General features: G+C 71.5%; 23 protein-coding genes. 6 read left to right on the forward strand and 17 right to left on the reverse strand.

The features are described from left to right. Window positions 1–42 precede the first annotated feature (42 nt). The 6 genes from HZZ10_RS14505 to HZZ10_RS14530 form a co-directional block, all read right to left on the reverse strand. Window positions 43–1302, reverse strand: a complete 1260-nt coding sequence (locus tag HZZ10_RS14505; RefSeq protein WP_179914040.1) for an ABC transporter substrate-binding protein — start codon at window positions 1300–1302, stop codon at window positions 43–45. 247 nt (window positions 1303–1549) lie between these two features. Then, window positions 1550–2587, reverse strand: coding sequence for a LacI family DNA-binding transcriptional regulator (locus HZZ10_RS14510; protein WP_179914041.1), 1038 nt, complete (start codon window positions 2585–2587; stop codon window positions 1550–1552). Between the two features lie 92 nt (window positions 2588–2679). Then, the gene (locus HZZ10_RS14515; protein WP_156382847.1) at window positions 2680–4305 is read right to left on the reverse strand and encodes a methyl-accepting chemotaxis protein; all 1626 of its coding nucleotides are present in this window, start codon (window positions 4303–4305) and stop codon (window positions 2680–2682) included. Window positions 4306–4392: 87 nt separating this feature from the next. Next, window positions 4393–4887 carry a hypothetical protein gene (locus tag HZZ10_RS14520; protein ID WP_156382848.1) on the reverse strand — a complete coding sequence of 165 codons (495 nt, stop codon included), beginning with the start codon at window positions 4885–4887 and terminating at the stop codon, window positions 4393–4395. Window positions 4888–5055: 168 nt separating this feature from the next. Beyond that, on the reverse strand, window positions 5056–6078 hold the full coding sequence (locus HZZ10_RS14525) for an LLM class flavin-dependent oxidoreductase (RefSeq protein WP_179914042.1): 1023 nt from the start codon (window positions 6076–6078) through the stop codon (window positions 5056–5058). Between the two features lie 85 nt (window positions 6079–6163). Continuing rightward, a complete protein-coding gene (locus HZZ10_RS14530) occupies window positions 6164–7555 on the reverse strand; it encodes an MFS transporter (RefSeq protein ID WP_179914043.1) in 1392 nt (463 codons plus the stop codon). A gap of 56 nt (window positions 7556–7611) precedes the next feature. On the opposite strand from HZZ10_RS14530, the gene HZZ10_RS14535 reads away from it, so the two are divergent. After that, on the forward strand, window positions 7612–8592 hold the full coding sequence (locus HZZ10_RS14535) for an ArsR/SmtB family transcription factor (protein ID WP_179914044.1): 981 nt from the start codon (window positions 7612–7614) through the stop codon (window positions 8590–8592). A gap of 1 nt (window position 8593) precedes the next feature. Here HZZ10_RS14535 and HZZ10_RS14540 read toward each other — a convergent pair whose 3' ends face one another. The 3 genes from HZZ10_RS14540 to HZZ10_RS14550 form a co-directional block, all read right to left on the reverse strand. After that, window positions 8594–9748 (reverse strand): hypothetical protein, encoded by a 1155-nt coding sequence (locus tag HZZ10_RS14540; protein WP_179914045.1) that lies wholly within the window; start codon window positions 9746–9748, stop codon window positions 8594–8596. A gap of 167 nt (window positions 9749–9915) precedes the next feature. After that, on the reverse strand, window positions 9916–10479 hold the full coding sequence (locus HZZ10_RS14545; protein WP_056135457.1) for an NADPH-dependent FMN reductase: 564 nt from the start codon (window positions 10477–10479) through the stop codon (window positions 9916–9918). Window positions 10480–10567: 88 nt separating this feature from the next. Then, window positions 10568–10939 (reverse strand): VOC family protein, encoded by a 372-nt coding sequence (locus HZZ10_RS14550; RefSeq protein WP_179914046.1) that lies wholly within the window; start codon window positions 10937–10939, stop codon window positions 10568–10570. A 72-nt stretch (window positions 10940–11011) separates the two neighbouring features. Here HZZ10_RS14550 and HZZ10_RS14555 point away from each other — a divergent pair, with 72 nt between their 5' ends. Both HZZ10_RS14555 and HZZ10_RS14560 read left to right on the forward strand, forming a co-directional pair. Then, window positions 11012–11464: a MarR family winged helix-turn-helix transcriptional regulator gene (locus HZZ10_RS14555; RefSeq protein WP_179914047.1), complete on the forward strand. Its 453-nt coding sequence runs from the start codon at window positions 11012–11014 to the stop codon at window positions 11462–11464. A 350-nt stretch (window positions 11465–11814) separates the two neighbouring features. Then, window positions 11815–12174 (forward strand): hypothetical protein, encoded by a 360-nt coding sequence (locus HZZ10_RS14560; protein ID WP_179914048.1) that lies wholly within the window; start codon window positions 11815–11817, stop codon window positions 12172–12174. 30 nt (window positions 12175–12204) lie between these two features. Here the strand turns inward: HZZ10_RS14560 and HZZ10_RS14565 are convergent, their stop codons facing one another. Both HZZ10_RS14565 and HZZ10_RS14570 read right to left on the reverse strand, forming a co-directional pair. After that, window positions 12205–12492 carry a DUF1905 domain-containing protein gene (locus HZZ10_RS14565; protein WP_179914049.1) on the reverse strand — a complete coding sequence of 96 codons (288 nt, stop codon included), beginning with the start codon at window positions 12490–12492 and terminating at the stop codon, window positions 12205–12207. Window positions 12493–12588: 96 nt separating this feature from the next. After that, entirely contained in the window at window positions 12589–13164 is a 576-nt protein-coding gene (locus tag HZZ10_RS14570; protein ID WP_056135469.1) for a helix-turn-helix domain-containing protein, read from the reverse strand. A gap of 48 nt (window positions 13165–13212) precedes the next feature. Here HZZ10_RS14570 and HZZ10_RS14575 point away from each other — a divergent pair, with 48 nt between their 5' ends. Both HZZ10_RS14575 and HZZ10_RS14580 read left to right on the forward strand, forming a co-directional pair. Continuing rightward, on the forward strand, window positions 13213–14223 hold the full coding sequence (locus HZZ10_RS14575) for a class I SAM-dependent methyltransferase (RefSeq protein ID WP_179914050.1): 1011 nt from the start codon (window positions 13213–13215) through the stop codon (window positions 14221–14223). Next, the gene (locus HZZ10_RS14580; protein ID WP_179914051.1) at window positions 14220–15284 is read left to right on the forward strand and encodes an NAD(P)/FAD-dependent oxidoreductase; all 1065 of its coding nucleotides are present in this window, start codon (window positions 14220–14222) and stop codon (window positions 15282–15284) included. Before HZZ10_RS14575 ends, HZZ10_RS14580 begins: the two co-directional genes overlap by 4 nt. 214 nt (window positions 15285–15498) lie before the next feature. On the opposite strand, the gene HZZ10_RS14585 is transcribed toward HZZ10_RS14580, so the two are convergent. The 3 genes from HZZ10_RS14585 to HZZ10_RS14595 all read right to left on the reverse strand — a co-directional run bounded on the left by HZZ10_RS14585 (window position 15499) and on the right by HZZ10_RS14595 (window position 18029). Next, entirely contained in the window at window positions 15499–15660 is a 162-nt protein-coding gene (locus HZZ10_RS14585) for a hypothetical protein (protein ID WP_179914052.1), read from the reverse strand. Next, window positions 15660–16433: a class E sortase gene (locus HZZ10_RS14590; RefSeq protein ID WP_179914053.1), complete on the reverse strand. Its 774-nt coding sequence runs from the start codon at window positions 16431–16433 to the stop codon at window positions 15660–15662. Before HZZ10_RS14590 ends, HZZ10_RS14585 begins: the two co-directional genes overlap by 1 nt. A gap of 255 nt (window positions 16434–16688) precedes the next feature. Then, entirely contained in the window at window positions 16689–18029 is a 1341-nt protein-coding gene (locus tag HZZ10_RS14595; RefSeq protein ID WP_056135485.1) for an NAD(P)/FAD-dependent oxidoreductase, read from the reverse strand. Between the two features lie 326 nt (window positions 18030–18355). On the opposite strand from HZZ10_RS14595, the gene HZZ10_RS14600 reads away from it, so the two are divergent. Next, window positions 18356–19138: a YitT family protein gene (locus HZZ10_RS14600; protein ID WP_308507589.1), complete on the forward strand. Its 783-nt coding sequence runs from the start codon at window positions 18356–18358 to the stop codon at window positions 19136–19138. Between the two features lie 253 nt (window positions 19139–19391). Here the strand turns inward: HZZ10_RS14600 and HZZ10_RS14605 are convergent, their stop codons facing one another. From HZZ10_RS14605 to HZZ10_RS14615, 3 genes are all read right to left on the reverse strand, one after another. Then, window positions 19392–20579, reverse strand: a complete 1188-nt coding sequence (locus HZZ10_RS14605) for a DUF916 domain-containing protein (RefSeq protein ID WP_179914054.1) — start codon at window positions 20577–20579, stop codon at window positions 19392–19394. A 134-nt stretch (window positions 20580–20713) separates the two neighbouring features. Next, entirely contained in the window at window positions 20714–22606 is a 1893-nt protein-coding gene (locus tag HZZ10_RS14610) for an alkaline phosphatase (protein WP_179914055.1), read from the reverse strand. A 297-nt stretch (window positions 22607–22903) separates the two neighbouring features. After that, window positions 22904–24232: an ADP-ribosylglycohydrolase family protein gene (locus tag HZZ10_RS14615; RefSeq protein ID WP_082544114.1), complete on the reverse strand. Its 1329-nt coding sequence runs from the start codon at window positions 24230–24232 to the stop codon at window positions 22904–22906. Window positions 24233–24721: the final 489 nt, after the last annotated feature.

The following is a 24721-nucleotide window of genomic DNA, read 5'->3' on the forward strand; positions in this document are numbered from 1 at the left end:
GTCCGGGGTGGGGCGGGCTGCGCTGGTCGGGCTGCGGCCCGGTCAGTCGTCGAGCGCGGACTGGATCGCGGTCTGGGCCTCGGCGAGCAGCGCGTCGACGGGCTCGCCCGCCATCGCGCGCTGCGTGAGGTTGTCGACGGCGGTGAGCACGTCAGTGCTGTTGACGACCCCCGGCAGCAGCGGGCGGCCGAGCTCAGCCTGCTCGGTGAGCGCCGCGACGACGGGGTTCTCGGCGACGTCCGCGGCGGCGATGTCGGTGCGCAGCGGGGGCCAGCCGGAGCCGAGGGCCCAGGTGGTCGCCTGCTCCTGCGAGAGGAAATAGCTGAAGAACTCCTGCGCGGCCTCCTGCTGGGCCTGGTCGGCCTGCTCGGTGAGGGCCATCGAGACGCCGATCGCCGACGCGGCCTGCTCCTGGGGTCCGGCAGGGATCGGCGCGATGCCGTATTCGACGCCGTTCTCCTCGGAGACCGAGGCCATCCACGGTCCGCCGATGTACATCGCGACACGACCGCTGCTGAAGAGGCCGTCGCCGCTCACACCGTCGACGCCTGTGGGGCTGATCTTCCCGGCGGTGATCGCGTCGTGCCAGAACTCGAGTGTCTCGGCGTTCTCGTGGGAGTCGATCACGGCCTTGCCGTCCTCGACGACGGCGCCGCCGTTGCCGTAGAACAGCGACGGCCAGACGCCGTTGCCGACGGTCGCGTGGTCGGCGAGGGCGAGCCCGTACTGCTCGGGGGTGCCGTCGCCGTCCTGGTCGACGGTGAGCGCCTCGGCGGCGGTGACCCACTCGTCCCAGGTGGTGGGGACCTCGACGCCCGCGGCGTCGAAGAGGGCCTTGTTGTAGAACATCGTCAGCGGCACGAAGCCCGTCGGGACGCCGTACCGGGTGCCGTCGACGGTGACCATGTCGAGGGCCCCGGTGTTGAGGTTGGGGGTCGAGGCGTCGGCGTCGTAGAAGTCGTCGAGGTCGACGAAGGCGCCGCGGTCGGCGTAGACCGGCAGGCGCTCGGCCGGCATGGCGACGATCTCGGGGCCGTTGTCCGCCGAGAGGGCGGGCAGGAAGGTGTCGTCGATGACGTCCCAGGGGTTGACCTGGGTGGTGATGGTGATCTCGCCGTCGTGCGCGGCGTTGAAGTCGTCCACGATCTGCTCGAGGACGTCACCGTCGGCCTCGGTGTAGCCGTGCCAGAAGGTGAGCTCGACAGGGCCGTCGGAGTCGGAGGCGCTGTCACCAGAGCAGGCGGAGAGGGAGAAGAGCGCCAGGGCGACCGGCGCGGCGACGAGGGCGGGGATGCGCTTCATTGCGTTGTCCTTTCAGGGAACCCACTTACAACGTTGTAAGACAACGTTGTAAGTGAGATCTTGCGGCGCGCGGCACGACCTTGTCAACCCTGTCTCGGGTGAGACCTGTGCTCGTGCAGGTCGCCGGGGGCGACGCTGCGGGTCGGTGCCCTGTCGGCTCCCGGACGTCGCCGCGGGTCAGCGCTCCGCCGCCCCCCGGACGATGCTGCTGGTCGGCCGCTTGTCGACCCGTAGACGACGGCGGAGGTCAGCCGCCTGTCGACTCCCGGACGACCAGCCGGAACTCCGGGGCCGTCACCCGGGGCGCGAGCGCGCCGCTCGCCCCGTCGGCGATCCGCTCGGTCAGCATCGTCACCGCGGCACGGGCGATGTCGTGCCGTCCAGGCTCGACGGTGGTCAGGCTCGGGTAGGTGTACCGCCCGTCGGCCACGTCGTCGAAGCCCATGAGGGCGACGTCGCCCGGCACCGTGACGCCGCGCTCCTGGAGGGACCGCAGGGCCCCGAGGGCGAGGTCGTCGTTCATCGCGAAGACGGCGTCCATCTGCACGCCGGAGCCGAGCACCCGGGCCATGGCCTCGGCGCCGTTGCTCCGGTCCCAGGTCTCGACGGGCACGACGAGGTCGTCGTCGACGGGCAGGCCCGCGGCCTCGAGGGCCTCGCGGTACCCCGCGTACCGCAGCGCTGCGACCCCCGTGCGCTCGGTCGCGTGCGCCCCGAGGAGCATGACGCGGCGACGTCCGAGGCCGAGCAGGTGCTCGGTCGCGGCGCGGGCGGCCGCCTCGTGCTGCATCGTCACGTGGTCGACGGGTCCGGGGAACAGCGGCTCGCCGAGGACCACGAGAGGTCTTCCGGCGGGGTCGGGCAGGACGTCGTCGTGGGTGAGGCCGAGCGGGGCGAGCAGCAGGCCGTCGGTCAACGACAGGCGCGGGTTGCGCAGCGCCTCGAGCTCACGCTCGCGCAGGCCTCCGGTCTGCTCGACGAGGACCACGAGGTCTTGCTCGGCGGCGACGCGGATCACCTCGTCGGCCAGCTGGGCGAAGAACGCCTGGCTCAGCTCGGGCACGGCCAGCCCGATGACGCCGCTGCGCCCGAGCCGGAGGTTGCGCGCGGCCAGGTTCGGCCTGTAGCCGACCGAGTCGACCGCTGCGAGGACCTTCGCCCGGGTCGACTCCCGCACCTGCGGGTGGTCGTTGAGGACGTTGGAGACGGTCTTGAAGGACACGCCGGCGACCCGCGCGACGTCGCGCAGCGTCGGGGCTGCCCTCCCCTCTGGTCCTGTGGCCATCCCCGGAGGTTACAACGTTGCAACCCGCGGTGGCGACCTCCGGTCCGGAGGGGAGGTGCCGTGCCCGGCTCGTCAGGCGAGCCGGGCTGCGCTCAGTGCCTGAACCGCGCCACCTGCGAGCTGAGCTCCTGCGCGAGCGCCGCGAGGCCTTCGATGCTCTCCCGCGCCTGGGCGATCCCGCGGGCGACCTCGCCTGTCGACTGGGCGACGCCGGAGATGTGCCCGGCGATCTGCTCCGACCCGCTCGCGGCCTCGGTGATGTTGCGGCCGGACTCGTTGGTGGTCGCGGTCTGCTCCTCGACGGCCGACGCGATCGACATCTGGTAGTCGTTGATCGACGCGACGATCTGCCCGATCTCGCGGATGGCGTCGGCTGCGCCCTGCGAGTCGGTGCGGATGGCGTCGACGCGCCGGGAGATCTCGTCTGTGGCCCGGGCGGTCTCCTGCGCGAGCTCCTTGACCTCGCCGGCGACCACGGCGAAGCCCTTGCCGGCCTCTCCGGCACGGGCGGCCTCGATGGTCGCGTTGAGCGCCAGGAGGTTCGTCTGGTCGGCGATCGCGGTGATGAGCCGGACCACGTTGCTGATCTCGGTGCTCGAGTCCGCGAGGCTCACCACGGCCGTGTCGGTCTTCTGCGCGGCGCCCACGGCTGTCGCGGCGACCTCGGCGGCCTGGTTGGCGTTGCGGGAGATCTCGCGGATCGAGGTCTCCATCTCGTAGGAGCCAGCGGCGACGGTCGAGACGTTCTCCGAGACGCCAGCGGCGGCGCGGGTCACCTCGTCGGCCTGGCGGGACGCCCTGTCGGAGGCTGTCGCGACGGCCGCGGAGACTGTCTCGAGCTCTTGGCTGGCGCTGGTCAGGGCCGTCGTGGTCGCGCTGATGTCCCGCACGAGGGCCGCGACGTTGCCGGCGGCCTCGTTGAGCGCCTCGCCCATCTGCCCGGTCTCGTCGGCCGAGTCGACGTCGACGCGGACGGTGAGGTCACCGTCGGCGAGGCCTCGCAGGGCGTCGCGCACGGCGTGCAGTCGTCGGACGATGCCGCGGGCCACGACCCAGGCGAGGGCCGCACCGATGATGATCGCGAGGGTCACCGCTGCGAGGGTGACCCAGCGGTTGGTGGACTCGCGGTCGGCGACCTGGGCGCGGAGGTCGTCGACCTGCGTCTGGACGGCTGTGCGGAGCTCGTCGAGCGCACCGGAGACCACGAAGTAGGCGTCCCAGCGCTCGCCGACCCAGATCGCGTCACCGGCGTCGAGGTCGCCCGCGCGCCACGCCTCGAAGATCTTCTGGTCGGCGTCGACGTAGGTGGACCAGCCGTCGTTGATCGCCGCGACCGCGGCGCTCCCGTCGGAGGTGAGGGTCGACGGGTCGAGGGTGAGCACAGACTCCTCGAAGTCGGTGATGCCCTGCTGGTAGCCGGTCATGTTGTCGCCGTCTTCCGCGGCGCTCACGTCGCCGCCGTCGACGCGCGCGGACCACGCCATGATCGCCAGGTAGTCGGCGGCCCAGAGCATGCCGTAGCGCCCGGCCTCGACCTCGGCCTGGATCTCGACGGCGGCGTCGGCCTCGGCCCGCAGGGACGAGATCTTCGCAGCGCCCTGGAGGGCCGTCGCGGCGACGACGACCAGCCCCAGGACGAGGACCAGCACGATCGCGGAGACGCGGGTCATCACGCTCCGGTCGTTGAACCACCGACGTGCACCGTGCGACGTGCTCATGACGACCTCCAGGGGGTGGATCAAGACTGGATGTCATATCGGCAGCCTGGAGGCTCTCGTGAGGTGAAGGTGCAGGTGAAGGTGTCTTCAGGACACCCCGGGTGCACCGAGTGCTTCCTCGAGCGCGGTCGTCGCCTCGACGAGCCCGGGTCGACCCTCCTCGATGTTGTTGACGTACCTGGTGAGCAGCTCTGCCTGGCGCCGCAGAGCGTCGACGTCGCTGTCGGAGGGGTTCTTGAAGGGCTCGGCGTAGAGGATCTCGTAGGTCGACATCGAGTCGACCTGGACGGAGAGGCCGTCGCTCAGGCGACCCACCTCGGCGATGCCGACCGAGCTGGCCAGGACGCTCCTGGCGGTGTCGAGGTCCTCTGAGAGCTGGTCGTGGGTGGTGGTCAGCTCGGCGGCCCGCAGGTCGCGCAGCTCGCGCGCCTCGGCGACCGCCGTCGAGTGCTGGTGGCTGACGATCAACCACCCCGCTGTCACGATGACGGCGATGGCGACGATCATGAGCAACGCCCGTCGTCGGGCGAGCTGCAACCGTGCCCGGCGCTCGCGCTCGATGACCACAGAGGCGCGCAGCACGGGACCCTCCCTTGGGATAAAAAAATCCCCGCCAATCCGGAGACGGCGGGGAACAACGAGATCAAGACTGCCCCGCCTGTCCCATTTTGTCAAGTTAGGTGCCGCTCGACCGGGCTCGCGCGTCGCGCTGTCAGTGACAGCACGACGCGCGAGCCTCACTCGGTCAGGTCACCGCCACCCCAACCCCGGAGCCACGTGCTTGAGCAGCCCCTCGAGCACGTGTGCGCAGTAGTCCACGCCGAGCTGGTTGGGGATGGTCAGCAGCAGCGTGTCCGCGGCGGTGATCGCGTCGTCAGCAGCGAGCTGCTCGACGAGCCTGTCGGGCTCGGCGGCATAGGACTTGCCGAAGGTCGCGAGCGTCCCACCGAGCGACCCGACCTGGTCCTTGGAGCCGGCGTCGCGCCCGAAGTAGGCGCGGTCGCGGTCGTCCATGAGCGGGAAGATGCTCCGGCTGACCGACACGCGCGGCTCGCCCGGGTGCCCGACCTCGGCCCAGCGCGCGCGGAACCGGGCGATCTGCTCGGCCTGGAGCTCGTGGAAGGGCTTGCCCGTGTGCTCGGAGAGCAGCGTCGAGCTCATGAGGTGCATGCCCTGCTCGGCGGTCCACTCGGCCGTCGCCATCGACCCGGCGCCCCACCAGATGCGGTCCCGCAGGCCGGGGGACTGCGGCTCGATGCGCAGCAGCCCGGGCTCGTTGGGGAACATCGGGTTGGGGCTCGGCTCGGCGAAGCCCTCGCCACCGATCGCCTGGAGGAAGGCCGCCGTGTGCTCGCGGGCCATGTCGGCGCCGTCGCGGTCGTGCGGCGCAGGCTCGTGGCCGAAGTACCTGTAGCCCTCGCGGACCTGCTCGGGTGATCCCCGGCTGATGCCGAGCTGGAGCCTGCCGCCCGAGATGAGGTCGGCCGCCCCGGCGTCTTCCGCCATGTACAGCGGGTTCTCGTACCGCATGTCGATGACGCCGGTGCCGATCTCGATCCGGCTGGTGCGGGCGCCGACGGCGGCGAGCAGCGGGAAGGGCGAGCCGAGCTGCCGCGCGAAGTGGTGCACGCGGTAGTACGCGCCGTCGGCGCCGAGCTCTTCGGCGGCGACGGCCAGGTCGATCGACTGGAGCAGCACGTCGGAGGCCGAGCGGGTCTGGGAGTGCGGCGAGTCGGTCCAGTGGCCGAAGGACAAGAATCCGATGCGCTTCATGCCTTCAGGTTACGGTCCTCGTCGCTCGGTGCGAAGGCGTCGCCGACCGTGAGCCCGTGCGGTCCCGGCGCCCGCCCGGCGCCCGCTATCCGCGGTCCGTCGGGTGCGGCGCCCACCGCCGCGCACCGAGGGCGAAGGCGAGACCGACGAGCACGAACAGCCCGGCGAGCATCGCCCAGCCGGCTGGCCCGTGGCTGATCACGGTCGTGGTGACGAGCAGCGGCGCGATCATCGTGGCGACCGCGTAGCCCATGGTGCTCAGGCCCTGGTAGGCGCCTGCGGTGCGCTCGTCGGCGAGGTCGAAGGACAGCGTCCATGACCCGGCCTCGCCCCACAGCTCTGCCGCGGCGTGGACGAGGGCCGCCACGAGGAGCACAGTGACCGCGAGGGCGACGTTGCCGACTGCTGCCGCCGCGTAGAGGCCGCAGGCGAGCGCGAGCACGACGCAGGCCCGCGTCATGGTGCGCGCGGCCGACGGGACCGTGGTCGCACCCCGGGCGAACCGCACCTGGAAGAGCGCGACCAGCACGGTGTTGAGCACGAGCAGCACGGAGATCATCACGGAGGGCACCTCGGTGTGGCTGGCGATCCACAGCGGCAGGCCGACGGTCTGCAGGCCGAAGTGCACGGCGAACACACTCGTCAGGCCGACGACGACGAGGTACTGCGGGTCGCGGAACGGCGACCGGCCGGGGCTGACTGCCTGGGTCGCCTCGTCCGGGCTGGGGACCGACGCCGTCGGCCTGCCCGACCCGTCCGTAGCGCCTTGTGCTGCCATCTCCGGCCCCGCCGTCTCCTGTCCCGCTGACGCCGCCGGCTCGGCGAGGCGCCGCGCGGCCTCGGTGCTGCGCGCGAGCCTGACGAGCGGCAGCGCCCCTGTCGTGGTCACGCACCCGACCGCGAAGACCGCGATCCTGTACGCGGCCGCGGTGTCGACGAGCAGCGCCGCGGCGGCGACGCAGGTGCCGAGCCCGATGCCGACGTTGACCACCACGTGCAGCCGGGCTCGCATCTCGACCCTGGACGGGCCTGTGAACGAGCGTGCGACGAGCGCCGACCGGGCCGACGCACCGGCCTGGCGGGCGCCCGTCGCGAGGCAGGCGACGGCCACGAAGGCGGGGACGCCGTCGACGACCGAGAAGGAGGCGAGCGAGAGGCCCTGGGCCACGACGCAGAGAGTGAGCAGCCGCAGCGCCCCGACCCGGTCCGCGAGGTACCCGGCACCGAGCGACGTGAGCACACCGACCGCCCCGGACACCGTGAGCCCGATGCCGACAGTCACGGCGGGGATGCCCATGGCCCGCGTGAACAGCAGCGCGGACACGGCGTAGAACATCCCGTTGGCGACGGTCAGCGACAAGGATGCCGCTGTGAGCGCCCGGGCGACGGGGTCTGCTGGGCGGAAGGTGGACGAGACCTCGCTGACGAGGCGGCGGCTGCGGGCGCGCTCGACCCGCGGTGCGTCGGTGGTGGGCATGGGAGAGATCTCATCGTGCTCGACGGCGATCGCGTAATGATGAAGACTATGGCTTCATGCTCCGCTACAGGTTGTCCGACGCCGACCTCTCCGAGATCCGTTTCGGGCTCTCTCCGCTCAACGAGCTCGGTCTGTCGCTGCGGGCTCTGCGCGACCCCGCGCTCTACCCCGCGCACCTGCGGTGGGTCCAGCGGGTGGTCGACGACCTTCCTGCGCCAGAGCTGGAGGTGCTGCGGGCCCTGGTGGACACCAGGAGCTGGGTGCCCGACTTCCTCAACCCTGTGCCGACCACCCCGCTGACCCGCTTCGACGACGAGCTCGCCGACCTCGCCCAGATCGACCTCGGCCGCCTCGACCGCGACCTCGACGCCGTGCACGACGTGCGGCCAGTCGTGCTCGCGGGACCGGCTGAGGCCGTGCGAAAGCGGGTCGTCGATGCCGTCGGGGTCTACTGGGACGTGTCGTTCAGGTCGACGTGGACCCGCATGCGGACCCTCCTCGAGGCCGACGTCGTGTTCCGTGGCCGCGAGATCGGACGGTCCGGCCTGGCCGGGATGTTCGCCGGGCTCGCCCCTGCCGTGAGCTTCGACGGGCGCACGGTGTCGATCGCGCTGCGCGACCCGCGGACCCGCACTGTCGACGTCGCCGGGGCGGGGCTCACGCTCATCCCCAGCCTCTTCACCCAGCGCGCGTCGTCACCCGTGACCGACGACGACAGCCCGTCGGTCATCTACCCCGTCCGCGGCGCAGCCACGCTCTGGGACCCGGCCCCCGTGCGCGGCAGCGGAGCGCTCGCGGACCTGCTCGGCGCGACCCGCGCGGGTCTGCTCGACGCCCTGCACGAGCCGGCGTCGTCCTCAGAGCTCGCCACCCGCTACGGCGTGAGCCCGAGCGCCGTGAACCAGCACCTGCGGGTGATGCACGACGCGGGTCTGCTCACGCGGGCCCGCCACGGGCGGTCGGTCCTCTACCGCACGAGCGAGCTCGGTGAGCAGCTCTCGGGCCGCGGGGACCTGTCGGCCGGGCCGTGGTCCTGACCTAGTCCTCGATCTCTGAACCGTCCGCGGCGAACCTGAACGACGTGCTGCCGTAGTCGTCACCGATGCTGAAGGTGATGACCGGCGGGCCGACAGCCTCGGCGAAGGTCTCGCTGTCGATGTCACCGTCGGCGGAGCGACGGACGGAGGCGCTCGCGTCGCCGACGGGCAGGCCGACCTCCGTGGCGGAGGTCTCCATGAGGCCCCACAGCTGGTCGAGCGCGACGTCGGACCAGGCGTACTGCTCCTCCGCGAGACCGGGCTGGATGGTCGCGGCGCCCTCGTTGCTGACCCGGCCCCCGCGGTACGTCCACCGGTCTGTGGCGGTCTCTCCGGCGCGCAGCGGTGCGTCGACCGTCACGAAGTCCTTCGTGACGACGATCGACGTCACCTGGTCGTGGCCGATCTCCTCGACGAGGGCCTCCTGGGCCTGGGCGAGGAGGTCGGGGTGACGCATGTCCGGCCGCAGGTGCCCGTCCTGGATCGCGTCGACGGTCTGGGCGACCGCGACCCTGTAGGGCGCCACGACGACGGCGGCGGCTGCGACCGTGACGACGGCGAAGAGGACCAGGCGCAGCGGACGGCCCTTCGGCCCGACGCCGAGGAGCGGCCCCTTGCGACGGCCGTCGACGACGCGGGTGTGCGGCTCGACCCTGAGGACCGGGACGGACCTGCGGGCGGGGACGGTGAGCCGTTCGCGCTCGCGGGGTGAGAGCTCGCCGTCGACGAAGGCGATCTCGGGACCGCCGTCGAGCAAGATCGCCACCTCGAGCTCTGCGCCGGGCTGGAACCTCGGGACGTCGGTGATCGGCACGACGGTCCGGACTGTCGTCGCGAAGGCAGAGCCGCTGAGCGGCTGCACGGTGACGTCGATGTCGCAGAGCGGCTGGTCGTTGATCTGCGTCCCGGTCTGGCGCAGCGCGTCGACGCGGGCGAGGCCGAGGCGTCGTGCGTCGCGCGCCTGCTGCACGGCCTTCGGCGAGGCCGCGACGCTGCCGCCGAGCGACCCGGCGACCCGGGTCATGACCGCCGCGAAGACCAGCACCGTGAAGGCGACGCCGGCGATCGCGATCCCCGCCCCGGGCGGGCCGACGATCGCGACGACCACCCCTCCGAGGAGAGCACCGAGGGCAGCGAAGGCGATCAGTCTGAGCACGTCACGAGCCTACGGGTCGAGACCGGCCACCACCCTGGGGAGTTGTCCCCAGGGTGATGCCCGGCCTCGTCGTGGTGGTGCGGGGTGCTTGTGGGAGCCAGGCTCGCCGGAGCCCGGAGCCCGGAGCCCGGAGTCCGTAGCCCGGAGCCGGGCGTCGGGGTCGTCCGTCAGGCCTGGGCGCGCAGCGGTGCGAGCGCCTCGCTCCAGGCGGTCACCTGGTCGAGGAGCGTGCCGAGGGCGTCGACCGACGCGTCGGACGGTGTGAGCTCCGAGTAGTCCTTGAACTCCGACGCGAGCGGCAGGGTGACCTGCTGACGGACGTCGGCCATCTTCAGCTCTCCGGCGATGAGCCGCAGGTGCTCGACGGCCCGGGCGCCGCCCACCGAGCCGTAGGACACGAAGCCGACGGCCTTGTCGTGCCACTCGTGGAACAGATAGTCGATCGCGTTCTTGAGCACCCCGGAGGTGGAGTGGTTGTACTCGGGGGTGACGATCACGTACCCGTCGAAGGACGCGATCTTCGCTGCCCACTGCTTGGTGTGCTCCTGGGTGTGCTCACCCATGGACGGCGGGACGGGCTCGTCGAGGTGGGGGAGCGGGAAGTCGCGGAGGTCGACGAGCTCGTAGTCGACGCCCTCGCGCTGCGAGGCGATGTCGAGGACCCACCGGGCTACCTGCTCGCCGTTGCGGTTGGGTCGGGTGCTGCCCAGGATGATGCCGATGCGGGTCATGGTGCTCGCCTCTCGAGGTCACGTGCGGTGCGTTCCTCGTCGAGTCTGAGCGAGACCCGCCCGCGCCGCGACCGCTGGTGCCGCGGGGTCAGGCGCGGCTGTGCAGGGTGATCTGGTAGCCGTCGGGGTCGGCGAAGGTGAAGGTGCGGCCGAAGGGCCCGTCGACGGGGGCCGACGTGATGATGATGCCGTCGGCGACCATGCGGTCGTGGATGCCCTGCGCGTCGGCGGCGTGCAGCCAGATCCCCACACCGACGCCGGGCTGGGCGACGGCGTCGAGGTCGACCCCCGGCAGGGGTGAGCGCACGGCGAAGGACGCGGGCTTCGTGTCGAAGACGACGGCGTGGGGCGGTCCGGGCTGGCGGGTGAGACCGAGGTAGGACTCGTAGAACGCCGCTGAGGCGTCGTAGTCACGGACCTGGAGCGAGATGAATCCTGGGCCTGATGCTGCTGCAGTCATGGTGCGCCTCCGTCGGACGAGCTGCTGAGTGTCAGTTGTCTGACACTCGCGAACCTATGTCAGACTACTGACATGAGTCAAGACGGGCCCGGTATCCACCTCGAGACCTCTGTCGGCTATCTGCTCAAGGAGGCGTCGAGCGCCCTCCGTAGCGCGATGGAGGCTGTGCTCCGGCCTCTGGGCATGACGATCACCCACTACTCCTGCCTCGAGCTGCTCAAGCAGCGCCCGGGGCTGTCGAACTCGGAGCTCGCGCGCGGCACCTTCGTCACCCGGCAGTCGATGAACGTCCTGCTGCAGTCTCTCGAGCGCGACGGCCTCGTCACTCGCGCCGAGCAGCCTGAGTCTGGGCGCGCGCTGCCCACCGAGCTCACTGACGCGGGACGACGCCAGCTCGCGACCGCCAGCGCGGCCGTGCGTGGGGTCGAAGACCGCATGAAGTCAGGCATGGACGGTGCCGAGCAGGCGGTCTTCGCCGACCTGCTGGGTCGCAGCATCGCGTCGCTGCGGGGCGACGGGGTCTAGCGCTGGACGCGAGCCGCCTGGTCGAGACGGCTCCGGCGTCGCTCGAGAGCCCGGGTGAAAAGAGCATCCGTCGGCGTCGGCGGGGTGCCGTGGGCGTCGCCCGGCGGCAGGTGCCCGCACAATCGACTCTCCCGGCTACCTCGGGGGTGCGGTTCTCGGCTGCTCGTCCCTGAGTGCGCACAGATCATGACGACGGGCGATGAGGAGGATCGATGACCGAAGGCCTCGACCGGGACCGCGGCGGCTCATCCCCGATGACGTCGTACCGGAAGGCGGATGCCCCGAATGTGCCTGGGGTCCCGGTCTACGGAGGGGGCGGTGGGCTGCTCTCCCGGCTGGAAGGTCGGCGGATGTACTCCGTCGAGTTCGTCCTCAACGACTACGTCCAGCTGCGCTTCGACGCCGACGAGGTGCCGGGCCCTGTGACGCTGAACTGCTACGTCTGGCCGATGATCGAGAGTCGCGGTCGCCAGTGGCGTGAACCTGACCTGGGGTACGCCGATACCTTGCGCTCCCTCACGCCGGGGATCGTCGTCTCGGCGACCGAGCGGACTGGGAAAGGGATCCGCATCGAGCTCGACCGTGGGGCGGTCGTGCTCGACCCGACTGCGGACGAGGTATTCGTCGAGGTCGCGGAGCTCATGGGTCCGGCGAACTTCGGCTGGGTCGTGTGGCGACCCGGGGAGGACACCTTCGAGCATCTGGCTTAGCCGTCCCGCCGGTTGACGGGGCAGAGCTCTTCAGGTCAGTCGTTCGGTGATGCGGACCGTCACCTCGTCACCGATCTCCTTGCCGAGCTTCGTGCGGAGCTTCGCGCTGACGGACAGCATGTGGCCTCCCGTGCCAGTCGGCATGAGGCCGCCGGTCCACGGCTGGTCGTCGACCGTCGCGACGACCTTCACGGACTTCCCGGTGCCGAAGGCGTCGACGGACCCAGGGACCTCGATGCAGGACCAGACGTCTCCCTTGACGTCGACGCCGATGGTGCCGGTGAACTGCCAGTCTGTCGGGCCGATCTCGATGCGCATGCGTCTCCTCGAGGGCTGGGGCGGCTCCGGTGCGGGGTGCGTCGCTCGCCCGGGCCTTCGTCACCGGCAGCCTAGCGAGGGTCCCGGTGCGGCGCCTCACTTCTCGTGACGGTGCCCGGGCAGGTGGGCGCGCTCGCCGTCGTGGTCGAAGATCGTGAGGATCTCGACGGGGCCCTCGTGGGCCTGGATGACGTGCGGGGTCATGGTCGAGAACTCTGCGGCCTGCCCCTCACGGACCAAGATCGTGCGCTCGCCGAGGGTCAGCCGGACGACCCCGCTGAGGACCGTGAACCACTCGTAGCCCGGGTGAACCTGACCCTCGCGCCACTCGCGCTCGGGGGTGATGCGCATCTTCGCGATGGTCACGCCGCGGCGGTCGCGCTCGCGGGACAGCAACCACACGGTCGAACCCGTCATCGTCTCGGGCTCGGGGCGGATGACGACGTCTTCGTCGCCCTCGGGCTCGACGAGCTGGTCGAGGGTGGTCCCGAGCGCCTGTGCGATCGGGACCAGCTGGTCGAGGGCGATACGTCGGTGACCGGTCTCGATGCGGCTCAGTGTCGACGCGGAGAGGAAGCAGCGCGAGGCGAGCGCGTCGAGGGTCCAGCCCCTCGCCAGGCGGAGACCGCGGATGCGCTGGCGGACGATGTCGTCGAGCAGTTCTTGCGTCATACGCAAGAGGCTATGTCTCTGGCGCATCTCTCGTCTAGCGTGGAGGGCATGACGCACACCGATCACACCTCGCACGGCTCGGGCCCCGCCGGGCACTCCGGCAGTGGCGCTCGCGACCACGGCAGCACCGGCAGCGCGCACGACGCCAGCGCTCACGTGGCCCACGGGGCCCACAGCCACGGCGCCCACGCTGCTCATAGCCACGCCGACCGCCCCGGCCACGGCCCGGCACCTGAGGGCGACTCGGACATGGCTGAGCTCCTCGACCTCGACGCCGCACTTGGAGCGACAGTCCTCACCGACGCTCTCGACGCCGCGGCGGCCGTCCTCGGTACCGAGCCTCGCAGCATCGTCGACCTCGGCGCAGGGACCGGCACAGGCACCCTGGCGCTCGCGGGCCGCTTCCCGGAGGCCCACGTCCACAGCCTCGACGCGACGGCCTCGATGCTCGACCACCTCACGGCGAGCGCCCAGACCGCCGGAGTCGGCGACCGTGTGACCACCCACCTCACCGACCTCGACGGTGACTGGACCGCCGTGCTGCCCGAGCAGGTCGACCTCGCGTGGGCCGCGCTCTCGCTGCACCACGTGAGCGACCCCGCGCGCGTGCTGCGCCAGGCCTATGGCGCGCTGCGTCCTGGGGGAGTGCTGGTCGTGACGGAGATGAGTGGCGCCCGGTTCGAGCCGAGCGACCTCGGCTCGGGACGCGACGGCCTCGGTGACCGCGTGACGGCCGCGCTCGCCGGGCACGGCTACCCCGTGACCGCCGAGTGGACCACCGCGCTCGGCGAGGCGTGCTTCGCCCCCGTCGAGCGCCACGAGATGTCCTTCGACGCGTCCGCAACCACGGCAGAGGGCGCGCGGTACCTCGCGATCCAGCTGTCGAGGAACCGGGACAGGATCGCCGACGACCTCTCCGCAGACGATCTTGCCGCGCTCGACGCCGTCATCCTCGCGCTGGGCGCCGGGACCTCAGAGGTGCGGACAGTCTCGGGCCGCAACGTCTGGGTCGCCGTGCGACCGCTCGACACCATGACCCACGAAGGAGCAGACCGATGACCCCAGACCTGACTGCCGTATCCTCGACAGCCGACCCGAGCACCACCCTGACCGCAGACGTCGTCGTGGTCGGGGGTGGTGCCGCGGGCCTGGCTGCCGCGATCGCGCTCGGCCGCTCACGCCGCAGCGTCGTCCTCGTCGACGCGGGCGAACCCCGCAACGCCCCGGCCGAGGGCGCGCACAACGTGCTCGGCCAGGAGGGCATCTCGCCCCTCGAGCTGCTGGCCCGCGGCCGTGCTGAGGCCGAGGCCTACGGTGTCCGTCTCGTCAGTGGCCGCGTGACAGGCGCGTCGGGAGTGGTCGACAGCTTCACGCTCGAGATCGACGGTGCGCCGGTCGCCAGCACCACCCAGCAGGTGACCGCGCGCCGCGTGATCCTCGCGACCGGCCTCGTCGACGAGCTGCCCGACGTCCCCGGTGTCGCGCAGGCTTGGGGTCACACAGTCCTGCACTGCCCGTACTGCCACGGCTGGGAGGTCCGGGACCAGCGCATCGCCGTGCTCGCCACCTCCGAGAACGCCCTGCACCAGGTGATGCTGTTCCGTCAGCTGAGCGACGACGTCACGCTGTTCTTGCACGACGCCCCCGAGCCGACTGAGGAGCAGTGGGATCAGCTCGCGGCCCTCGGGGTGCGGGTCGTGACGCCGCGGGTCGAGCGGCTGGTGGTGGACGGGACGCAGGTGCGCGCCGTCGAGGTCGAGGGAGGTCGGTCCTTCGCGGTCGACGCCGTGGCGGTCGGACCGAGGTTCATCGCCCGGACCGAGCTCTACGAGGCGCTCGGCGGGGAGAAGACCCTCTCGCCCTTCGGCGAGCAGATCGTCGCCGACCCCCGCGGGGCGACGGCCGTCCCCGGGGTGTGGGTCGCCGGCAACTCGGGTGACCTCATGGCGATGGTCGCGGCCGCCGCAGCCTCGGGAGTCATGGCAGGAGCAGCCGTCAACGGCGACCTCGCCGTAGCCGACCTCGCCCGCGCTGTCGCCGAGCGCCGCGCCCCGTTCTCCGCAGCGATGGAGTCCGAGGTGGCCCTGGCTGTAGCCGGAGACCGCCGCCACGGCCTCTGACCCACCCCCCGGTCCGACGAGGTCGCCCCTGCCCAGACGAGGTCGTACCCGCTGCCGCGAGGTCGTACAGACACGCCAGCCACGGGCGTCTGGCGGGTGATGTTGGCGTGTCTGTACGACCTCGGCGCAAGGGGTACGACCTCGGCGCAAGGGGTGCGACTTCGGCGCAGCGGGTGCGACCTCGGCGCGCGGAGGGCTCGGCGCGACCTCGGGGTCAGCTGATCCCCGGGTCGCGGGACAGGAAGTCGATGTTCTCGGCGGCCCAGGGGAAGACCCAGACGAACAGCGCGGCGACGACGGCCGCGATCAGCGCGAGCGCGAGCAGGATCCGTACGGGCAGCGGCCCGGGCAGGTGCCGGAAGATCCACGGGTACATCAGACGACTCCTGGGTTCTCGAGGACCTGCTCGGGCATGCCGTCGGCGCGAGGCATCCAGCCGACGAACTTTGCGTAGGTGATCCAGCGGTGGTCGTTCCCGTACTCGCCGAGCGAGAGTGAGTGGCAGGTGGTCAGCGTGAGCATCCGCTCGGTCGGCGCAACGCCCGGCTGGTTCGGCACAGGCGCGGTGACCTCGATGGCGCTCGGCAGCACGATCTCGTGGGACGTCACCTCGTAGACGTACCAGGCCTCGGCGGTCTCGACGATCACCTGGTCACCCTCGACCAGCTCGTTGACGTACCTGAAGGAGTTCCCGTAGGTCCGGCGGTGGCCGGCGAGCGCGAAGTTGCCCACCTCGCCGACCTGCTGCGTGTGCTCGTAGTGACCAGCCGTCGCACGGTCGAGGAGGTCGAGCGATGTCCCCTCGACGATCGGCATGGTGTTGTTCGTCTTGCCGTACCAGCTGGGGACGATCAGCACCCCTGTCGTCTCCCCGTAGGCAGCCTTGGCGGGCACCGGAGGGTCGTCGGTCCGCAGCTCGGCGACGACCTCGGGAGCAGGCGGGAGCGTGTCCTGGAACTCTTCGACCAGCTGGGCGGCCTCGTTGTTCGCCTCGACGCTCGTCCACCACAGCTGCCACACGACGAAGAGCCCGATGACCAGACCAGCGGTGATGAGGAGCTCGCCGATGCCGCCGAGGATCGCGGAACCGACACCACCGCGGCTGCGCTCGCCGGGCGCTGTGCGCTCACGGGTCTTCTGGTGTCTCACCTGGGGTGCTCCTCCGCGTGGCAGCCTCGTCCGGCTGCCGAGTATGCCACGGCGACCTGACGACGGTCTGGCGACGCCTCGGCCTGAGGACAGGTGGCCTTCTCCACAGGAACGTCGCCACGGTCTGGCGACGCCTCCGTCAGGGGACGGGCGGCTTCCTCCACAGGTGGTGGCGCGTCAACCTGTGGACGAATCCCCTTCTCCACAGGGAGTCGAGCGGCTCAGGTCTCCCGACCGCTCAGCTCTCCCGGTGCCTCAGTCTCGCGACGGCTCGGCCGGCGGCGTCTCGCGCTCCTCGGAGGGCTCGCCCCGGCCCGTGCTCTCGCGGTCCTCGCGCGAGGGGCGGATGGTCGGCACGTCGCCGACGATCGGGATCTGCTTGCGGTGGAAGGGGAACCCGTACCGCGTGACGATCCCGGCGAGGGTCGTGAGGCGGTTGCGCGGCCCGATGAGGCCCATGATGTGCACGAACAGCCACGCGAGCCATGCCGTCCCACGGGTCAGCTGGACCTTGCCGAGGATGTCGGCGATCGCGGCGCGGCGACCGATCACAGCCATCGTGCCCTTGTCGAAGTACCTCAGGTGCTTCATCGGCCTGCCGTCGATGAGCGCGAGGATGTTCTTGGCGGCCTGCGTCCCGGACTGGATGGCGGGCTGCGCGAGCTGCGGCAGGTCGTCGGGCGTGATCGCGATGTCGCCCACAGCGAAGACCCCGGGGCGTCCGTCCACCTGGAGATCGCGACCCACGACCACGCGGTCACCAGCGCCGCGCGGGAGGTCCCAGGCGTCGACCTCCTCGTGCGGGCGCACGCCCGTCGACCAGATGGTCAGGTCCGAGTGGAGCTTGGTGCCGTCGGTGAGCACGACCCCGTCGGGGTGGACCTCGGCGACCCCTGCGCCCAGGTGGAGCTTGACGTTGCGACGCTCGAGCTCGGAGACCGTGTACTCCCGCAGACGCTTCGGGAACGACTTGAGCACCTCGGTGCCGCGCTGGACGATCGTCACCTCGAAGGCGTCACCACGGATCTCCGGGTAGGCAGGCCGCAGACCTGCGTTGCGCAGCTCGGCGAAGGCCCCGGCGACCTCGACACCCGTCGCTCCGCCGCCGACGACGACCACGCGGAGACCGTCGTCGGTGCCCGGGGTGTGCGCGGCTTCTTCGAGGCGGACGAAGAGCGCGTCGCGGATCTTGACGGCCTGGCTGCGCGAGTACATGGGGAAGGCGTTCTCCTTCGCACCGGGGGTGCCGAAGAAGTTGGTCGTCACGCCGTTGGCGAGCACCAGGTAGTCGAAGTCCATGTACTCGTCGTTGAGCAGACGGATGCGCTTGTTCGCGTGGTCGATGCTCGCCAGGTGCTCGTGGACCACCCGGACGTTCTTCTGACCCAGGCGCAGACCGCGGAGGAAGTAGGTGACGTCCCCGGGGTTCAGGCCGCCGGTGGCCACCTGGTAGAGCAGCGGCTGGAAGGTGTTGTAGACGCGACGGTCGAGCAGGGTGACTCGGACGTTCGCGCCGGCGAACGCCCTGACGGCGGCGATGCCGGCGAAGCCACCTCCGACCACGACGACGTGCGGGGCCTGGGTGGTCTGCGGCACGAGCTCTCCTCCGGGGGGTCGAGGCGTCCCGCTGCGGCGGGCGTCGTCTCTTACGCTACGACGCCTCCGGACACCCTGCGAACTCGACATGACAGAGTGTCACCGGCATCACGTGAGAGGTCTGCGCGGGTGAAACTCCGGTAGGGACCGCGGTAGGCACCCGCCCGGGCCCTGAACCACCGTCAGCCTCGTCGCGAGACCGAGTGCGATGCTCCGAGCCGCTGCCGTCCCACGGGAGGTGACGGTCTGTCCGTATCGCGAGCACAGATCGACCAGCAGGCGTGCACGGGGTGGCGTGCGCGGCCGGGGGCGCGCACGCTGCACCCGTGACAGACGAGAGCACGCCCTCCGCCGCCGCGCCCACACCGAGACCGACGACGGGAGACGCGCCGCTCTCCGCAGCCTCAGCCCCCGGTCCGGGAGCGCCCGCCGCTCCCGACGGGGCTGCCGTTCCCGACGGGCCTGCCGCCCCCGTCCACGACGGCGCACCCGTCCCCGACCCCGTCGCGGACCTCGTCACCCGGCCGCACCGCCTGGTCGAAGACGTCGTCGCCCTGCTCATCGGTTCCCTCGCACTGTCCTTCGGGCTCATGCTGCTCAAGGACGTCGGCGGGGTGTCGGGCGGGATCGCGGGGATCGCCTTCCTCGTCAACTACTCGACGGGCTGGCCCTTCGGCCTCGTGTTCTTCCTCATCAACCTGCCGTTCTACGCCCTCGCGATCGTCCGGATGGGCTGGCCCTTCACCATCAAGACCTTCGCCGTCGTCGGGCTCATCTCCGTGCTCACCAGCTTCCACGCCGCGAACATCACCATCGAGCACATCACGCCGTTCTACGCCTGCGCGCTCGGCGGCATGTTCATGGGGCTGGCCTTCCTGGCGCTGTTCCGCCACGGGGCGAGCGCGGGCGGGCTCGGGATCTTCGTGTTCTACCTGCAAGACCGCTTCGGGGTCAGCGCCGGCGTCGTCCAGCTGTGCTTCGACGCCGTGATCGTCCTCTGCGCGCTCTTCGTCGCCGACGTCCCGACAGTCCTTGCGTCGGTCCTCGGCGTCGTGGTCCTCAACGTCATCCTCGCCATGAACCACCGCCCCGGCCGGTACCGGGCCTGACTGACCGGTTCCCGTGCCGCACGCTCGTCGCACGAGGTCGCACCCCGGGGCGCCAGGTCGCACGCCCTGCACCGAGGTCGCATGGACACGCCACATGAGCTCAAACATGGGGTCTGGCCGGCGTGTCCGGGCGACCTCGGCTTCAGGGGTGCGACCTCGGCGGTCAGGGTGCGACCTGGGCGTGACCGCACCGGCTCAGACGGAGACGGGCGACGGCCTAGGGTCCAGGCGAGGGTGGGACGAACCGCGACGCTCATGCGTCGACCGTCTCGCGCTCGCGGGCGGCGACGGCTGCGTCGATGCGGCGCTGGGTCGCGGCCTCGCGGCGGCGGCGGGACCGTCGCGCCAGCAGCACCAGGGCGACCGCGAGGGCCACGAGCGCGAGCTGAGCCCACGGCACGGCCCACGCCGACCAGCCCGCGGAGACCTGCTGCACCTCGACCTCGACCACGTCGTCACCGACGACCACCGGGATCACCGTGACGTCACCAGACATCCGGCCGAGCGGCCACGTCCCGTCGAGCACCACGGTCGACGTGGCGCTCTGGCCGGGCAGCAGCTCGCGCTGCGGGGTGCCCTCGGCCGAGGCCTCACCCCAGCCGAAGGGGCCCGATGCCTCCACAGCCGTCCCGGCGCCGAGCCGCACGTTGCCCTCGTTCGTCACCGTGTAGTCGACCTCGACCGCACCGGCGGCGAAGGGGTTCCACGAGGACGCGTACGTCGCCTGGACGTCGGACACCGAGAGCGTGGGCACGACGTCCCCCGCAACCCGCAGGTGCAGGCGCACGCCGACGCGCGCGTCGAAGCTGACCTGCTGCTCGCCCGCAGCAGGCACGAGCGCGGCGACGATCCCGGCAGGGTGGTCGCCGGGTGTCGCGTCGGCAGGGACTGTCAGCGTGAAGGGGACTGTCACCGTCGCCTCGGGACCGACCTCGACGCGCAGAGGCGTCGAGCCCTCGGCGGCGGGGACCCCGCCCTCGCCGAGCGCGACCCAGGCGCCCGAGTCTGTCGGGGTGGCCCCGGCGGGCAGCAGGTCGAACTGGCCGTCGGCGGTGACCAGCCCGTCGCTCGCGTACAGCTCGAAGGTCGCGGGGTGTGCCGAGAAGTTGGTGACGGCGACGTGGTCGGCGACGGTCTGGCCCGGTTCAGCGTCGATGCGGTGCGAGACGCGCCCGTTGGGGCCGTCGGCTGTCGCGGGTTCGACTGTCCAGGTGGTCGAGCCGGCGGCGTCGTCGGTCGTCGAGGGGAGCGACGTGGCTGCGAGAGCAGAGAGTGCCGACCCGGCGGGTGCCGCGGGGGGCGCCGTCGCGGGGAGAGTCGAGAGCGCCGGTCCGGCGGGTGTCGCGCCCGCCGCAGGCAGCGCGACGGCTCCGGTGACGACGACTGCCGCGACAGCGGTCGAGACGAGCAGGTGGGCGGCGCGAGAGAGCTGAGAGGTCATGGGGCACGTCCGAGGGTGAGGGTCGGGCTGCGTCGTCCGACGCGCCACGGGCGAGGGGATCGAGGGGTCAGGGCAGCACCCCGACGACGCGAGGTGCCGGCCGGTCGCGCGGACCGACCGGCACCTCACCTGGGTCAGTCGACCGGGAAGAGCGAGACGCTCAGCGCGCCCGTGTACTCGCCGGCGCGGGTGTCGACGGGGACCTCGAGGCCGATCTCGGCCCCCAGGTCCGTCGTGCCGAGGCGTCCCTCCGTGCTCGCTGTCGCGAGCGTCGCGGGGGCGCCGAGGCCGGTGCCCTCGCCCATGACCGTGCGCACCGGGGAGCCGAGCGTGACGCCGGGCTTCGCGGCGGCGGTGCTCGGGGTCCAGCCGAGGTGCTGGGCGCGGATGGTCTGGCCCTGCGAGCTCAGGTCGGTGGCCTGCCCGGAGACCGTCCAGCCACCCGTCCCCGCGACGGCGTTCGAGCGGGAGTCGGTCACCGAGACCGTCGGCAGCTGACCGAGGAACCGGAGCCTGTCACCGATGTTCTTGCCGCCGTCGAGCGCGACGACGCCGTCCGCGACCGTGAGGGTGAGGTTGCCCTCGGCCTCGCCGATCTCGGGGACGTTCGCCTGGATCTCGATGCCCTCCTGCTCGGGGGCGTCCTCCCGGCCCCAGGACTCGAAGGCCACCCGGGCGACGTCGACGTTGTCGAGGTACGCACCGCGGACCGGGTCCGAGCCGACCGCGTAGGAGCCGAGGAGGTCGGAGCCGACGCCCTTGGCGAAGAGCGGCACGAGCTGGTTGGTGTGGTTGCCGGAGAACCACTTCTGGTCGGGCAGCTGGCCCTTCTCACCGGTGATCGGCGTCCATGTCGGGTCCGAGGACGACCCGTCGAGGTAGCCGGTCTCGTGGTCGGCCGTGACGATGACGAGGGTCTCGTCCCAGCTGGACTCCGTCTCGACCCACTCGACGACGGCCTCGACGGAGGCGTTGAAGTCGACGGTCTCCTCGATGTTGCGGGTGGTCTCGTTCGCGTGGCCGGTCCAGTCGATCGCGCCGCCCTCGACCATGAGGAACAGGCCGTCCTCGTCCTGCTCGAGGGCGTTGAGCGCACCCTTGGTCATCGTCTCGAGCGACGGGACGTCGTTCTGCGCGACGGTGAAGGGCAGCTGGCCCTCGGAGTCGCCCGAGCGGCCCTGCTGGAGCGTGTTGGCGACCTGCGCCAGGCCGAACACCTGGGTCGGTCCGCCCTCGGTCGTCGCGAGCGCCTCGAAGTCTGCGCGGTCCTCGACGAAGGTGCGGGAGGTCTGGCCGTCCTGCAGACGCTGGAAGTCGCCCTCGCTGATGAGCGAGTAGTCGGCGTCGCGGGGCTGGTGGTCGTCGTCGTAGCCCGGGTGCCCGGCGCCCATGATGACGTCGAGCGGCCCGTCGATCATCTCGGTCGAGATGCCCGTCGAGTCGTTGCGGCTCGCGTTGTGCGCGCCCCAGGCGGCCGGGGTCGCGTGGTTGAAGGGGACCGAGGTGACCACACCCGTCGCCTTGTCGAGCTCGGCGGCGCGCTCGGCGACGTTCTTGACGACGTTGCCCGCCGGGTCGACGCCGAGGATCCCGTTGTTCGTCTTGACGCCTGTCGCCAGCGCGGTCCCGGCGGCGGCCGAGTCGGTCGCGCCCTCGGCGATCCACGTGAAGTCGGCCCACGCCTTGGTGGGGTCGTACCCGGCGCGGCCGTTGGCGGAGTAGGTCGACATGGCGACCTGCACGGGGAAGGACTGGAACACCTGGGACGGTGTGCCCGGCACGTGCTCGACGGTCCCGGCGGCGGGGTCGACCGCGACCTGGTGGTTGGTGGTGCCGTGCTGGTACAGGCTCGTGGCGTCGATGTGGTTGTAGCCCATCCCGTCGCCGATCAGGACGATGATGTTCTTCGGGCCGGCGGGGGCACTGTCGGTGGCGAGCGCGGGCGTCGATGCCCCGAGCGCGAGGGATCCGGCGAGGGCGCCGGTGCCGGCGACCTTCAGCCAGGCGGAGGGAACGCGTGAAGTCATGGACTCTTCCTTGGTGAGGTACTCATCAGGAGCGGACACCGACAACCCTGTGCGTTGGCTGTGGACCCAGGGTTAACCCGGGTGAAACTCTGATGGAACCCTCATGGGGGTGCCCTGACCTGCCGATAGACGTCCCTCGACCCGGGGTGCGGTCGGGCGAGGACGCGAGAGAAGGGCTCGGGGCCCGCATCGCGTGCGAGCCGGGGGCGCGCTCGACAGGTCCCGCTCGACGGGTCCCGCTCGACAGGCCCCGCTCGTCCGAGCGTGGACGGAAGACTCGTCTGCGCAGAGCCCTGCTCAGTCCGCCGGCAGCACCACGATCCCGCCGAAGCGGGCCTCCTGGGCGTAGTAGCGACGCCCGCCGATGAGGATGCGCCCCGACCGTGCCGCGGGGGTCGCGGGGGTGCCGTCGTCGTACTGGGCGTCGAGGCCGCCCGAGAAGCTCGCGTTGAACAGCAGCACGCCGCGCCCGGTCTCGTCGGTCGCCCACGCCACGCACCACAGGCACACCTGGTCGGGGTAGCGCTCGAGCTGCCGGTTGACCGTCCCGCACACCGGGCACGTCTGGCCGGTCTCCGGGGTCGTGAGGGCCACCTCGGCGGTCTCGGTCTCCGTCGACGCCGCCTCGAACAGCCCGTGCTGGGCCGTGCGGCGGCCCATGCGAGACACGTCGATGCCGCGGACCCCGGGCCAGCCGTGCACGGCGAAGGCCCACTCGCGCGGGATGTACCGCGTGCCGTGCCGCGCGCCGAGCAGCGCCCCGGCGATCGCCGCGACGGTGTCCGTGTCCCCGCCGATGCGCACGGCACGGTGCAGGGCGTCGGGCAGGTGGGACACCATGTGGTCGTACTCGGTGATCTGGCCTGCCGAGAAGAACGGCGAGCGGAAGATCGCGTGCCACGCCGCCTGGAAGGCCGTGACCGTGAACCCGTTGTTCTGCAGGTCGGCGACGGGACGCTCGGACTCGGCGTCCGTGATCCACGCGGCCCAGCGGTCGCGCCTGTCCTCGGGCAGCAGGTCGAGCCCGGACCGCAGGTCGAGGCGCTCCTCGGTGACGGCGACCCGGATCGCCTCGGACCACAGGACGCACGACTCGGCCGCGAGCGGGTCTGCGTGCGTGAGGCGCGCGACGGCGGTTGCCGCCCGGGCCGTGGCCTCGCGGTCGGTCAGCGCGACGAGCCCGACGACGCCCGTGCGCATGAGCGCACCGTTGCCGGCGGTCTTGCCCGTCCGGGTGTGCAGCTGCTCCGAGGCGGCCACGAGCCGCGCCGACGGCGACCCCTGCATCCGCGCGGCGTCGCCGAGGACCGTGCGGGTCTGCGCGCCGACGTCTGTCGCGCCGCGCGCGAACCACTCTTCGAAGGCCGCGGCGATCTCGTCGAGCTCCGCCTCGGTGTCGAGGGCGCCGCCGCGCTCGCTCACGCGCGCCACGCAGATCGCCATCTGGGTGTCGTCGCTCCACTCACCCGGCGCGTAGGGGCCGAGGCCGCCGCCACGCATCTCCGCCTCGCCCTCGGGCGGGTAGTCGAACTCGTAGGGGACGCCGAGCGCGTCTCCGCACGCCTGCCCGAGCAGGACTCCGGAGGCGCGGTCGAGCACGTCGAAGGAGACCGGGTCGGGCGTCATGCTCGAACCTTATCTACTCGTGCCGACCGGCGGGGGCGCTGGGCGTCCCGACGGGCGTCCGCTGTGCGCACGGACGCCCGCTGGATGCTCGGGCGCACGGTCCGCGTCGTCCCGAGGCTGGCCGGCACCTAGGTCTAGGTGCCCTTTCGGAGACGGGCGATCTTCACACGATCGTGACCTTCGAGGACGGGGACTCAGCGGCACCTGGGGGTCGTCTCTTTGTTCCGACGGAATGCCGGTACCGAGGTGGTGGTGAGGGTCTCGCGGCGCTCCCCGTGCGGCCGGTCTGCGAGGGCCCGTCGCCAGGAGGCCTGCGAGGGCCCGTCGCCCCCCAGGTCTGCGAGGGGCTGTCGCCTCCTGAGATCGAGCCAACCCCTGCGCCGACTCTCCACCCGGTCCGCAGGCGTCACGCCTCCCCGTTGATACGCAGCAATGCAGGGCCTCGAGAGGGGCGCACTGCCTCGAGCCCGGCGACATGTCTACTCAAAC

The organism is Sanguibacter inulinus (assembly GCF_013415325.1).
In the GTDB taxonomy this organism is placed as follows: domain Bacteria; phylum Actinomycetota; class Actinomycetes; order Actinomycetales; family Cellulomonadaceae; genus Sanguibacter; species Sanguibacter inulinus.